The 12276-nt window shown below is 69.8% G+C and carries 13 protein-coding genes and 1 rRNA gene; 8 read left to right on the forward strand and 6 right to left on the reverse strand.

What is annotated here, in order from left to right:
- Nucleotides 1–152: 152 nt before the first annotated feature.
- A complete protein-coding gene (locus tag FLV34_RS30140) occupies nt 153–1511 on the forward strand; it encodes a PLP-dependent aminotransferase family protein (RefSeq protein WP_260617497.1) in 1359 nt (452 codons plus the stop codon).
- Nucleotides 1512–1515: 4 nt separating this feature from the next.
- Here FLV34_RS30140 and FLV34_RS30145 read toward each other — a convergent pair whose 3' ends face one another.
- Nucleotides 1516–1959, reverse strand: a complete 444-nt coding sequence (locus FLV34_RS30145) for a DUF4442 domain-containing protein (protein WP_142651239.1) — start codon at nt 1957–1959, stop codon at nt 1516–1518.
- An 81-nt stretch (nt 1960–2040) separates the two neighbouring features.
- On the opposite strand from FLV34_RS30145, the gene hisN reads away from it, so the two are divergent.
- Both hisN and FLV34_RS30155 read left to right on the forward strand, forming a co-directional pair.
- Nucleotides 2041–2826, forward strand: coding sequence for a histidinol-phosphatase (gene hisN, locus FLV34_RS30150; protein WP_142651238.1), 786 nt, complete (start codon nt 2041–2043; stop codon nt 2824–2826).
- Nucleotides 2827–3093: 267 nt separating this feature from the next.
- Nucleotides 3094–3837, forward strand: coding sequence for an NPCBM/NEW2 domain-containing protein (locus tag FLV34_RS30155; RefSeq protein WP_187280777.1), 744 nt, complete (start codon nt 3094–3096; stop codon nt 3835–3837).
- Between the two features lie 18 nt (nt 3838–3855).
- On the opposite strand, the gene FLV34_RS30160 is transcribed toward FLV34_RS30155, so the two are convergent.
- Both FLV34_RS30160 and FLV34_RS30165 read right to left on the reverse strand, forming a co-directional pair.
- Complete coding sequence (locus tag FLV34_RS30160; RefSeq protein WP_142651236.1) at nt 3856–4662, reverse strand: fructosamine kinase family protein; 807 nt, start codon at nt 4660–4662, stop codon at nt 3856–3858.
- Nucleotides 4649–5107 (reverse strand): low molecular weight protein-tyrosine-phosphatase, encoded by a 459-nt coding sequence (locus FLV34_RS30165; protein ID WP_142651235.1) that lies wholly within the window; start codon nt 5105–5107, stop codon nt 4649–4651. Before FLV34_RS30165 ends, FLV34_RS30160 begins: the two co-directional genes overlap by 14 nt.
- A 163-nt stretch (nt 5108–5270) precedes the next feature.
- Here FLV34_RS30165 and pstS point away from each other — a divergent pair, with 163 nt between their 5' ends.
- Genes pstS through FLV34_RS30190 form a run of 5 tightly spaced genes read left to right on the forward strand, consistent with a single transcriptional unit; the run spans nt 5271 to nt 9772 of the window.
- Nucleotides 5271–6383, forward strand: a complete 1113-nt coding sequence (gene pstS / locus FLV34_RS30170; RefSeq protein WP_221890007.1) for a phosphate ABC transporter substrate-binding protein PstS — start codon at nt 5271–5273, stop codon at nt 6381–6383.
- A gap of 3 nt (nt 6384–6386) precedes the next feature.
- Nucleotides 6387–7367, forward strand: a complete 981-nt coding sequence (gene pstC, locus FLV34_RS30175; RefSeq protein ID WP_142651233.1) for a phosphate ABC transporter permease subunit PstC — start codon at nt 6387–6389, stop codon at nt 7365–7367.
- The gene (gene pstA, locus FLV34_RS30180) at nt 7364–8251 is read left to right on the forward strand and encodes a phosphate ABC transporter permease PstA (RefSeq protein ID WP_142651232.1); all 888 of its coding nucleotides are present in this window, start codon (nt 7364–7366) and stop codon (nt 8249–8251) included. The genes pstC and pstA overlap by 4 nt, the downstream gene beginning before the upstream one ends.
- 3 nt (nt 8252–8254) lie before the next feature.
- Nucleotides 8255–9031: a phosphate ABC transporter ATP-binding protein PstB gene (gene pstB, locus FLV34_RS30185; RefSeq protein WP_142651231.1), complete on the forward strand. Its 777-nt coding sequence runs from the start codon at nt 8255–8257 to the stop codon at nt 9029–9031.
- A gap of 36 nt (nt 9032–9067) precedes the next feature.
- Nucleotides 9068–9772: a response regulator transcription factor gene (locus FLV34_RS30190; protein WP_260617496.1), complete on the forward strand. Its 705-nt coding sequence runs from the start codon at nt 9068–9070 to the stop codon at nt 9770–9772.
- 103 nt (nt 9773–9875) lie between these two features.
- On the opposite strand, the gene FLV34_RS30195 is transcribed toward FLV34_RS30190, so the two are convergent.
- From FLV34_RS30195 to rrf, 3 genes are all read right to left on the reverse strand, one after another.
- Complete coding sequence (locus FLV34_RS30195; RefSeq protein WP_147944704.1) at nt 9876–10634, reverse strand: phosphotransferase family protein; 759 nt, start codon at nt 10632–10634, stop codon at nt 9876–9878.
- Nucleotides 10635–10709: 75 nt separating this feature from the next.
- Complete coding sequence (locus FLV34_RS30200; RefSeq protein ID WP_187280778.1) at nt 10710–11573, reverse strand: phosphotransferase family protein; 864 nt, start codon at nt 11571–11573, stop codon at nt 10710–10712.
- 594 nt (nt 11574–12167) lie between these two features.
- Nucleotides 12168–12276 (reverse strand): 5S ribosomal RNA (gene rrf / locus FLV34_RS30205); the annotation flags it as partial.

Raw genomic sequence — 12276 nt, forward strand, 5'->3', positions numbered from 1 at the left:
ACGCCGCCCTTTCCTTTCAGGTCCTCTCAGCTCCTCTTCGTGCCGGTCCGGACGGCCTCATCAGGCTAATTCATGCCGAATAGTCAGTGCAATATTCAATATTGCTCTCGGAGCAATATTGTGTTTGGATCCCGTGGCAAGGAGAGGGGGCGGTGGTGGAGGACTACGCGGTGGTGGAGGACTATCGTGCGCTGGCCGACGAGATCGCCGCGGACATCGCGGCCGGACGGCTCAGGCCGGGAGACCGGCTGCCTCCGCAGCGGGACTACGCCCGGCGGCGCGGCATCGCCGGCTCCACGGCGGCACGCGTCTACGCGGAGCTCACCCGCCGCGGCCTCACGGTCGGCGAGGTCGGCCGCGGCACCTTCGTACGCGCCTCCGCCCGGCGGCCCGGCACCGCCCTGGCCGAGCCGAGCGGCACCAGGATCGACCTCGAACTCAACCATTCCGTCATCCCCGAGCAGGCCCGCCTGCTCGCTGACGGCATCAGGCCACTCCTGCGCCCCGACGTGCTGGAGGAGTCCATGCGGCCGGTGGGCGCGGCGGGCACTCCCCACGCCCGCGAGGCCGTCGCCGGCCTGCTCGCCCGGGCCGGCTGGCGACCCGACCCGGCGCGGGTGCTCTTCGCCGGCAACGGCCGCCAGGCGATCGCGGCCGTCATCGCCGCGCTGGTCCCGCCGGGTGCGCGGCTGGGCGTCGAGGAGCTCACCTACCCGGTCGTGAAGACGATCGCCGCCCGGCTCGGGGTCACCCTCGCGCCCCTGCCGGTCGACGAGGCGGGCCTGGTGCCCGAGGCGGTGGAGGCCGCCGCCCGCAAGGCCCCGCTCCGCGCGGTCTACCTCCAGCCCACGCTGCACAACCCCTTGTCGTTCACCATGCCGGTCGGGCGCCGCGCCGAGCTCGCGGGCGTGCTCGCGCGGCTGGACGTGCCCGCGATCGAGGACGGCATCTGGTCGTTCCTCCGGGACGAGCCGCTCCCGCTGGCCGCAGTCGCGCCCGAGCGCACGATCCTCGTCGACAGCCTCTCCAAACGACTCGCGCCCGGGCTGACCATCGGATTCGCCGTCGTGCCCGAGACCGTCATGCCCGCCATGACCGCGGCGCTGCATTCGGGAGGCTCCGCGCCGCCGCGGTTCGCGCTGGAGGCGGCGGTGCGGCTCGCCGGTGACGGCATCCTGGAATCGCTGAGCCGGGGCAAACGGCGGGACGCCGAGGCCCGCCAGGAGATCGCGATGCGCCACCTGGGCGAGTTCGCCGTCCGGGGGGATCCGCGGTCCTACTTCTGCTGGTGGGAGCTTCCGCCGCCGTGGCGGGCCGACACGTTCGTGGCCGCCGCCGCCCGGCACGGCATCGCCGTCACACCGGCGGCGGCCTTCGCCGTCGGCGACAACCGCACCCCCAACGCCGTACGGCTCGGCCTGGCCTCGCCCCCGGCCGAGACGCTGGCACGCGCCCTGGGCACGCTCGCCGGGATCGCCCGGTCCGCGCCGGACGACCTGCTGGCCGAGTGAGGGATCAGGCCGTGCGGTTGGGGCGCAGGGTCCAGGAGACGGTCGTCTCCGCCACGACGACGTCGTCGGCGTTGCGGATCTCGACGGCCACCTCGAACTCGGGCCGCTCCCCCGCGTCCAGCCGGGCGACGACCGCCTCCCGCTCGGCCCGGAGGGTGGCGGCGGCGGTGACCTCGCCCATCGCGAGCTTGCGATAGCCGATCCTCGCCTCGGTCGCCAGCGGCACGGCCCGGGAGAGCTGGTCGCCGAAGACCGACAGCATGGCCGCGCCCGAGGCGGACTCGGCCAGCGTGAACAGGGCGCCTGCGTGCGGGCCGCCCACGTGGTTGTGCAGGTCTCCCCGGTCGGCCAGGCGGGCGACCGCCGTGCCGGAGCCGATCGAGTCGAACGTGATGCCGAGCAGCCGCGCGAACGGAACGCTGTCGAGCATGAAGGCGCCGATGTCCATGGCCGGGATGTTACTCGTTGGTACGGTTCGGAGTGATTCTTCCTCTGATGTCAGCAGGTCGCGGCACGATACGTTGGCCCTGTGACGGAGTACCGCGACGACCTGCACCTCGCGCATCTGCTGGCGGACGCCGCCGACGACATCACGATGCGCCGTTTCAAGGCCGTGGACCTCAAGGTCGACACCAAGCCCGACCTCACCCCGGTCAGCGACGCCGACCGGGCCGTGGAAGAGGCGATCCGCGGCACGCTGCGCCGTGCCAGGCCCCGCGACGCCGTCGTGGGCGAGGAGTTCGGGATGACCGGATATGGCATGCGCTCCTGGATCATCGATCCGATCGACGGCACGAAGAACTACGTACGCGGAGTGCCCGTGTGGGCCACGCTGATCGCGCTGATGGAGCATGGCAAGGTCGTCGTGGGCGTGGTCTCGGCCCCGGCGCTCGGCCGCCGCTGGTGGGCCGCCAAGGAGAGCGGCGCGTGGACCGGACGGAGCCTGAGCAAGGCCACCCGCTGCGAGGTGTCCTCGGTCGGCCGCCTCGACGACGCCTCCTTCTCCTTCTCCGACCTGGAGGAATGGGAGAAGGCCGGGCGGCTCGACCCGTTCCTCGACCTCACGAGGGAGTGCTGGCGCACACGTGGCTACGGCGACTTCTGGTCGCACATGATGGTCGCCGAGGGCTCGGTGGACATCTCCGCCGAGCCCGAGCTGTCCCCCTGGGACATGGCCGCTCTCACGATCATCGTCGAGGAGGCCGGCGGCTCCTGCACCTCGCTCGACGGCTCCCCGCCCCTCGACGGCGGCAACCTCGTCTGCACCAACGGCCTGCTCCACGGCGAGGTCCTCAAGCGCCTGTCCCCCCGCTGAGCCGTTTCCCGGCCTGCCGGATCCTTTCGCACCTCTTTGGGCAGTTCCGCCGTCGCCATGTCAGTTCCGGCGGGACTGCCCAAAAAAATGCCTTTATAACAGGATATTTCAATGTAAACGGTGGTGAATTCCGGCCGGCTCGGCGCGAATTCGTGTTCCTCTTGTGACACCCGTACGGCCAACCGGCTTCTCGTGGATGGCGTCGAAATACCGGACGCGTAAGCGGCCTTTCCCAGCCCACGAATGGATAGAGCCGGAACACCGACGATGAGCGCACCAGCCAAGCCCAGAAAAGCGCAGGACGACCAGGGCGACAAGGAGCGGACGAACGCCCGGAAAATAGCGTGGATCAGCGGCATCCTGACCTTCGCCGGCACGCTCATCACCGCCGGGTCGGCGGTGGCGGTCGCCGTCATCACCTCCCCCGACACAGTGCGGGACGTCGTCGGCGACAGGATCGCGGTGACCCACACGGCCACGGCGACGGTCACCGCCACGGTCACTGTCAGCCCGCCGCCCCCTTCCTCGCAGGTGAACGCCACGGACGTCGCCACAGGAGCGAACGCCGCGACGTCCCTGGCCCGGCCGGACGCCGTCGACGTCGAGGGCTGCGGCCCGCCCGGAGGGTTCACCAACGACTGGCTCGACCGCTCGGTCGCCCTCGCGGGCTCGGACGAGCAGTTCAACGCCATAACGTGCCGCGTCGAAAAATCAGGCGCCGTGACCGGATATATCGATTACGTGGTGCCGCAGAACGCGACCACGTTCACCGCGAAAGCAGGAATCGACCGGGCGTCGCCCAACACGTCCGCGAGGGTACGGTTCTCCGTCGTCGACCTTTCCGACAACCTGCTCGCCCAACAGGTGGCGACGTATACGAACGCGGCGAGCATCACCGCCCGGGTCTCGGGAGTGCCGCGAATCCGCCTCAAGATGACGGTCGTCAAGAGCAGCGGCGTCTCCGGCTCCAACTTTTTCCGGTCCGCATGGATAAATCCCGCCTTCGGCTGAAAAAATCCCCTATGGCTGTCACAGCGCGAGGACGTCACCCGCGGCGGTGAGGAGGCTGCCGCGGTACGCCTCTCCGAACAGGCAGACGTGGACGGCGAGCGGGTGGAGCTGATGCAGGGGCACCCGCTCACGCCACCCGTCCGATAGCGGCGCCGCCTCGCGATAGGCGGCGAGGATCGTGTTGAGGTGCGGCGCCCCGAACAACGCCAGCATCGCGAGGTCGGTCTCCCGGTGGCCACCATGGGCGGCCGGGTCGACCAGCACGACCCCGTCCGCCGACCACAGCAGGTTTCCGCTCCACAGGTCGCCGTGGATCCGGCTCGGCGGCTCGGCCGGCCCGGCGATCTCCGCCACTCGCTCGCACGCCTCCTCGACCAGCTCCACGTCCGCGGCCGACAGCGCGCCCCGGTCGCGCGCGAGCCGTACGAACGGGAGCACGCGGCGCGAGACGTAGAACGACGGCCAGTCGGGCGCGGGCTCGTTGCCCATCGGCAGCTCGGCGATGTAGCCGGGCCAGGGGGCGCCGAAGCCGTCCGCCCCGGCGGCGTGCAGGGCGGCCAGCTCACGCCCGAATCGTTCGGCGGCCACGGCCGTCGCGGGAGCGGTGTCGATCCACTCCAGCACCAGCGTGCCGCCGTCCGCGGCGATCACCTCGGGGACGACGACCGCTCCCGGCTCGGCCAGCCAGTGCAGCCCCGCCGCCTCGCTGCCGAGAACGGCGGACGCGTCCGGGCTTCTTTTGACGAACACCCTGCGGCCGTCGTCGAGCACGCCCTCGTGCAGCGTCCAGGCGTGGCCGCCGCCGAGATCCCTAGTGATCCTCAAGGTGCTTCGCCACCCCCTCGCAGGCGGCCTCGACCATCCGCAGCACCTCGACGAAGCCCTCGCGTCCGCCGTAGTAGGGGTCGGGCACCTCGGCGCCCTCGGGGGCGGCCGGGTCGAACGACCGCAGCAGCCGGATGTCGGCATCCGGCGGGGCGATCCGCCGCAGGGCACGCAGGTTGTCGTGGTCCATCACGAGGATCAGGTCACGCTCGGCGAACCACGCCCGGTCGAACTGGCGGGCCCGGTGGGACGAGCCGTCATAGCCGTGGTCGGCCAGCGTGGCCAGAGCCCGCTCGTCCATGGGCTCCCCGGCGTGCCAGCCGCCGGTGCCGGCGCTGTCCACCTCCGCGTCGAGCCCGCGTTCGGCCAGCGTACGGCGCAGCACGACCTCGGCCATCGGCGATCGGCAGATGTTCCCCATGCAGACCAGACATACACGCTTCATGAACTCCATCCTCTCCCATAACGCCCGTGACCTGCTCGTTATCTCTTCCGAGGCCGCACAAGAGCGACCGGGGGCGTTCACTGCCCGTTCACCTTTACCAGGGGTTTAAGTCACCTTGGCTCCCTACCGTCCCTCGTGTTGAGAAGACATGGGGAGGAAGACCGTGAAGTATGCAGGCCGGCTCGCCGCCGCCACTATCGTCGGCGTGCTCTCGCTCGCCGCATGCGGGACCGATGACAACACGAGCACCGCGGGGGGCACCTCCAGCGCCGCCGCCGCGCAGGGCGACGACACGCTGAAGGGCACCATCAACGCCGCCGGTTCCTCGGCCCAGGCGAACGCCATCGCGGAGTGGAAGAAGAACTTCCAGTCGTCGAACCCCGGCGTCAGCATCAACTACAACCCGAGCGGCTCCGGCGCCGGTGTCCAGGCGTTCATCCAGGGCACGGTGGCCTTCGCCGGCTCCGACTCGGCCCTGAACGACGAGAAGGGCGAGCCCGCCCAGGCCGACGCCCGCTGCAAGACCGGCAAGGCGATCAACCTGCCGATGGTGACCGGCCCGGTGGCCGTCGTCTACAACCTGCCGGGCGTGGACGGTCTCCAGCTCTCGCCGAAGACCATCGCCGGCATCTTCAACAGCAAGATCACCAAGTGGGACGACCCGGCCATCAAGGCCGACAACCCCGACGCCCAGCTGCCCTCGACCCCGATCCAGGCGTTCCACCGCTCGGACGAGTCCGGCACCAGCGACAACTTCACCAAGTTCCTGAAGGCCACCGCCGACGCCGGCTGGCCGTACGAGCCGGCCAAGGCGTGGCCAGCCGAGGCGCAGGGCCAGGGCGCCAAGGGCTCGGACGGCATCGCGTCCAGCATCAAGAGCACCGAGGGCGCGATCAGCTACGTCGAGCTGTCCTTCGCCGAGAACTCGCAGCTGCAGAAGGCCAAGGTCGCCAACGGCGCCGGCGAGTACGTCGAGCTCACGCCGGAGAGCGCGGGCAAGACCGTCGAGGCCGCCGAGATCGCGGGCACCGGCAACGACCTCAAACTCAAGATCGACTACGCCACCAAGGCCGCGGGCGCCTACCCGATCGTCCTCGTGACGTACGAGATCACCTGCGAGAAGGGCCTGTCGGCCGAGGACGCGACGCTGGTCAAGTCGTTCCTCACCTACACCTCCAGCGACGAGGGCCAGCAGGCGCTGACCGGCCTCGGCTACGCCCCGCTGCCGTCGAGCCTGCTCACGAAGGTCCGCACCGCTGTCGAGGCGATCTCCTAACAGATGGCGACATCAACCAGAACCAGGAAGAGCGGGCCGGCCATGCGCCGGTCCGCCTTCCGGCGCAGCCGCGGTGACGGTCCGTTCCGCTTCGCCTCGACCGGGGCCGGGATCGTCCTTCTGGCGATCATGGCCGCGATCGGGGTGTTCCTGGTCGTCAAGGCCGTCCCCGCCCTTCAGGCGAACACGTCCCACTTCCTCACCGAGCTGACCTGGCAGCCGAACGCCACCCAGCCCGTCTTCGGCATCGGAGCGCTCGCCTTCGGCACCGTGCTGAGCTCGCTGCTCGCGCTGCTCATCGCCACCCCGGTGGCGGTGGGCGTCGCGTTGTTCATCTCGCACTACGCGCCGCGGCGGCTCGCCTCCGTCCTGGGCTACGTGGTGGACCTCCTCGCGGCGGTCCCCAGCGTGGTGTACGGCCTGTGGGGCGTCACCTTCCTCGTGCCGTTCATGCTCGGCCCGTCGAAGTTCCTCAACGACTACCTCGGCTGGTTCCCGCTCTTCGGCGGTGACACCGCGGTCGGCAAGAGCATGCTCACGGCGTCGCTCGTACTCGCGATCATGATCCTGCCGATCATCGCCGCGATCTCCCGCGAGGTCTTCCTGCAGGCCCCCAAGATGCAGGAAGAGGCGGCGCTCGCGCTCGGCGCGACGCGCTGGGAGATGATCAGGATGTCGGTCCTGCCGTTCGGCCGGCCCGGCGTCATCAGCGCCGCCATGCTCGGCCTCGGCCGCGCGATGGGCGAGACGATCGCGGTCGCGCTCATCTTCCCCGCCACGTTCAAGATCTCGTTCCAGATCCTCGGCCCGACCGGCAACAGCATCGCCGCCAACATCGCCAACGGCTTCGGCGAGGCGACCGAAGTGGGTCGCGGCGCGCTGATCGCCTCGGGTCTCGTCCTGTTCCTCATCACCCTGCTGGTGAACATGGCCGCCCGATTCGTCATCGCCCGCCGCAAGGAGTACGCGAGGGCCGCAGCGTGACAACCGTACAGACCGGAATCCAGCCCATCTCCGCGGCCCGGCGGGCCAAGGACCGCCTCGTCCAGGTGCTCGTCTACCTGGCGTTCGCGCTCGCGGTCATCCCGCTGCTGTCGGTGCTGTGGCTCGTCGTCAAGAACGGCATCGGCCGCTTCGACCTGGAGTTCCTCACCCACTCCATGCGCAACATCGGGGCGCGCGACGCGGGCGGCGGCGCCTACCACGCCATCGTCGGCACCCTCGAACAGGTCCTGCTGGCCTCGCTCATCGCGGTCCCGATCGGCCTGCTCACCGCCGTCTACCTCGTCGAGTACGGCGAAGGCGGACGGCTCTCGCGCACGATCAGCTTCTTCGTGGACGTCATGACCGGCGTCCCTTCCGTCGTTTCCGGACTCTTCGTCCTGGCCTTCTGGATCCTCGTGCTCGGCATGCCGTTCTCCGGCTTCGCCGGCGCGCTCGCCCTGTCGATCCTGATGATGCCGGTCGTGGTCAGGTCGGCCGAGGAGATGCTCCGCCTGGTCCCCCGGGAGCTGCGCGAGGCGTCGTACGCGCTGGGCGTGCCCAAGTGGCGCACCATCGTCAAGGTCGTGCTGCCCACGGCCTTCACCGGGATCGTGACCGGCGTCATGCTGGCCGTGGCCCGCGTCGCCGGCGAGACCGCGCCGCTGCTGTTGACCGTGTTCATCACCGACTCCATCAACGTCGACCCGTTCGACGGTCCCCAGATGGGGCTTCCGCTGTACGTCTTCGATCAGGCCGGCCGTCCGACGGACACCGCGATCAACCGGGCCTGGACCGGCGCGCTCACGCTGATCCTGATCGTCATGCTGCTCAACCTGGTCGCACGCCTCATCACCTGGTGGCGTTCGCCCGCGAGGAGGAGGTAAGGAATGGCCAAGCAGATCGAAGTCGCGGGACTCGACGCGTACTACGGCTCGCACAAGGCGATCGAAGGCATCTCGATGACGATCGAGCCGCGGTCGGTGACGGCCTTCATCGGCCCCTCCGGCTGCGGCAAGTCGACGTTCCTGCGGACCCTCAACCGGATGCACGAGGTCATCCCCGGCGCCCGGGTCGAGGGCAAGGTGCGCCTGGAGGAGCAGGACCTGTACGGCGCGGACGTCGACCCGGTGTCGGTCCGCCGCACCATCGGCATGGTGTTCCAGCGGCCGAACCCCTTCCCCACGATGTCCATCTTCGACAACGTGGCGGCGGGCCTGCGGCTCAACGGCCGCTATTCGCGGTCCGAGCTGGAGGGCATCGTCGAGGAGTCGCTCAAGGGCGCCAACCTCTGGAACGAGGTCAAGGACCGGCTGAACAAGCCGGGCGCGGGCCTGTCCGGCGGCCAGCAGCAGCGGCTGTGCATCGCCCGCGCGATCGCCGTACGCCCGCAGGTGCTGCTCATGGACGAGCCGTGCTCCGCGCTCGACCCCATCTCGACGCTGGCGATCGAGGACCTGATCTCCCAGCTCAAGCAGGACTACACGATCGTGATCGTGACGCACAACATGCAGCAGGCCGCCCGCGTCAGCGACAAGACCGCGTTCTTCAATCTGGCCGCGCAGGGGCAGCCCGGCAAGCTCGTCGAGATGGACGAGACCTCGAAGATCTTCACCAACCCGGCCGAGAAGGCGACCGAGGACTACATCACGGGCCGCTTCGGCTGACGACCGCTTCAGGCTGACAGCATTGGAGGGACCTGGGTGACGGCACCCGCAGTGGAGGGGGACACTCGGACGGCGCCCATGCTCCTGGTGGCCGATCCGGACGCGGGTCTGGTGCGGCAGCTCTCGGCGGCGATGCAGGCCGAGGGCGTCGACGTCACCGGCGTGCCGGACGGCGCCCAGGCGCTGTTGCAGGCCGGTGCGCTCCGGCCCGACGCCGTGCTGGTCTCCGCCTCCCTTCCCATCGTCGGCCCCGTCGAGTTCGTCCGAGCCGTACGGCTCATGCGCGCCGTGCCCGTCCTGCTCGGCATCGACTTCGGGAGCGACGCCGAGCAGGCACTGCAGGCCCTGGAGGCGGGCGCGACGGCCTGCGTGGCCCGGCCATACCGCGTGCCCGAGCTGCTCCCGCTCGTCCAGGCGGCCTTCCGCCGGCAGGACGGCCACCGCACCGTGCTGACGATCGGCGACGTGGAGCTCGACGTGACGGCCTATCAGGTGAAGGTCGGCGGCCGCGTCGTGCACCTGCCGCTGCGCGAGTTCGAGCTGCTGCACTATCTGATGCGCAACGCCGACAGGACGGTCACCCGCGAGCAGATCATGCGCCACGTCTGGCACTCGTCCGACGGGACCTCCACCAACACCATCGCCGTCCACGTCAAACGCCTGCGCGCGCGGCTGGGCGACGTGGACGACACGATGATCCAGACCGTCCGAGGAGTCGGATACCGGCTGGTCAGCGGCTGACCTCACCGGGGCAGGCGGCCACCGGGAAGGGACGATCGCGGGGGAGGGGTGGCTGCCGGGAAAGGGGTCCGCCGGGCCATGCCGAAAGCCGTCCGGTCGGCGCTCACATCCGGGATCTCAGCGCGTCGACCTCACAGCCCGGCGCGAACGGGTCGAAGCCGTGCTCGACCAGCCAGCGAATATTCGACAGGCTTCGCAGCGACCACCACGCGCGGATCACGTCCAGGTCGACGTCAGTGCCGTAGCCGGCGACGACCTCGCCGAGATGCTCCTCGTGTCCGAGCGTCAAGGTGGCCAGGTCGTACAGGGCATCACCCTGGCCCGCCTCGGACCAGTCGATGATGCCCGCGATCCCGTCGCCGTCGACGAACACGTGATCCACCTGCAGGTCGCCGTGCGTGAAAACCGGTGTCCACGGCCGGAAGGCGGCCTCGGCGACCTCGCGGTTGCGGGCGACCAGGTCGGCGGGCAGGACGCCGTTCGTCACGAGCCACCCGCACTCGACGTCGAGATCGGCCGCCAGCTCGTCGGAGCCCCGGCCCGCCCGGCCGACCCTGGGCGGCAACGGCGCGTCATGCAACCTCCGTACGGCGGCGCCCGCCGCGGCCCACGCCGCCGGGGACGCGGTCGACGGCTCACCGAGGCGGCCGAGCGCCGTCCCCGGGACCGCGGCGAGCGCGAGCACCGGCGGCTTGTACCACAGGACCTCCGGGGTCGGGACCGGCACCAGGGCCATCGCCTCGACCTCGGCGTCGATGCGCGCCCGATCGGCGTCCACCTTCAGGAACACGTCACCGACGCGCAGCGTCGCGCGCTCGGAATGGGCGACGACCACTTTGACCGCATCGTTGACCTCATCCATCAGCGACCAGTATCCCGGGGGTGATCGTCGACGTCACCGGGTCGATCCCGTGCGATCGCGCGGTGTCAGGAGCCCTCAGGCGAAGGTATGGCCGAGGTGGGCCAGACCGGCGTCCGCATACGGTCTGATGCCCGTGCGCAGGCCGTACGCGATGTCCTCCAGCAGCGCGCACCGGGCGTAGAAGACGGCCCGCTCGTGGCCCGTGTCGTCGTGGCTGCCCTCGTAGTGCGCCAGCGTCCGCTCGTAGACCTCGGGTCCGAGGTCCCGGAAGACCAGCGCCAGGTCGTACGCGGGATCGGCGATGGCCGCGTCCGTCCAGTCGATGACGCCCGTCAGGGCGCTCGCCTCCACGTCCACCAGCAGGTGCTCGCTGCCCAGGTCGTTGTGGCAGAACGTCAAGGTCTCCTGGTCCGGGTCCGGGGGCGACTCGGCGGCGAGGAACTTCTCGATCTGCCGCCGGGCGGTCGGCGGCACCTGGGCGACGATGTCCCGGTAGTGCCCTTCGGCCTCCTCCCGGAGCTCGCTCAGCGGATAGATGTCCCGCGGCACGAACGCCTCCATCCGCTCCACCGGTGCCGTGTGGAGCCGGCTCAGGAAGTCGCCCAGCGGAGCCGCAAGACACGCGGGCTCTTTGACCGGGTGAAAGTTCAGCGGACGGCCGGGCAACTTGCGATACGCGAATACGCCTGCCTCCTCGTCCACGAACATCGGCCGCGGCACCGGCAGCGGCGACAGGTCGCTCACGACCATGAGCAACGCCGCTTCCCGCTCGACCGCCTCACGGCGTTCATCGGGAGCCTCGGCCTTGCTCTGTCGTATGACCAGCTCACCATTGACCTCGTACACCGCGTTGTCCTGTCCCTCGCCCAGTCGTTCGACGGTTCTGACCTCGTAGCCGGACAGATGGCGGTTCAGCAGCCGGATGATGTGCTCGGTCACCTCCGGGACCCTAACCGAGATGCCGTTGGGTCGAGGGCGGTTTGGGGTGCGAACGGGAGGAATCGAGAGATCACGTGGATCTCGGACGCCGCGTGGACTTGGGACGCCGCGTGGACTTGGGACGCCGCGTGGACTTGGGACGCCACGTGGACTTGGGACGCCACGTGGACTTGGGACGCCACGTGGACTTGGGACGCCACGTGGACTTGGGACGGGTGCCGGACCGGTCAGTTGGGACGTCACTGCGCCGGCCGGAAGCTCCGGTCCTCGCCAAGCCCGCTCCGCTGGGCCTTCGCTGCGGTCCTCACTCCCGCCCGCTCCGCTCCTCCCCCACTCCCGCTCGCGCCCCGGCCGGCCAACACACCCTGGACATGCGAAAGCCCCGGCCACACCCCGGCCGGGGCCACCACACCACCCACCACACCCACACCCACCGCCCACACGCAGGAACAGGCAGCGGGAACCAACACCCAGCAACCCGCCGGGGAACACACCCCAGGAACAACCCCGGAAACAAACCCGCGAAAAAGAAAGGTGCCCGAAAATGCGGAAGGGCCACCCCACAAGGGATGGCCCAACCACATATCAAAGATTGTCCGGCGGTGTCCTACTCTCCCACACCGTCCCCGGTGCAGTACCATCGGCGCTGACAGGCTTAACTTCCGGGTTCGGAATGTAACCGGGTGTTTCCCTGCCGCTATGA

Source organism: Microbispora sp. CSR-4, from assembly GCF_008033685.1.
Classification (GTDB): domain Bacteria; phylum Actinomycetota; class Actinomycetes; order Streptosporangiales; family Streptosporangiaceae; genus Microbispora.

Bases quoted from the DNA above. Each gene is read 5' to 3' on its own strand.
- FLV34_RS30145 (WP_142651239.1), bottom strand. From the start codon at position 1,959: ATGGACATCGGCGCCTTCATGCTCGACAGCGTTCCGTTCGCGCGGCTG.
- FLV34_RS30155 (WP_187280777.1), top strand. From the start codon at position 3,094: ATGAGCGCACCAGCCAAGCCCAGAAAAGCGCAGGACGACCAGGGCGAC.
- FLV34_RS30165 (WP_142651235.1), bottom strand. From the start codon at position 5,107: ATGAAGCGTGTATGTCTGGTCTGCATGGGGAACATCTGCCGATCGCCG.
- pstC (WP_142651233.1), top strand. From the start codon at position 6,387: ATGGCGACATCAACCAGAACCAGGAAGAGCGGGCCGGCCATGCGCCGG.
- pstB (WP_142651231.1), top strand. From the start codon at position 8,255: ATGGCCAAGCAGATCGAAGTCGCGGGACTCGACGCGTACTACGGCTCG.
- FLV34_RS30195 (WP_147944704.1), bottom strand. From the start codon at position 10,634: ATGGATGAGGTCAACGATGCGGTCAAAGTGGTCGTCGCCCATTCCGAG.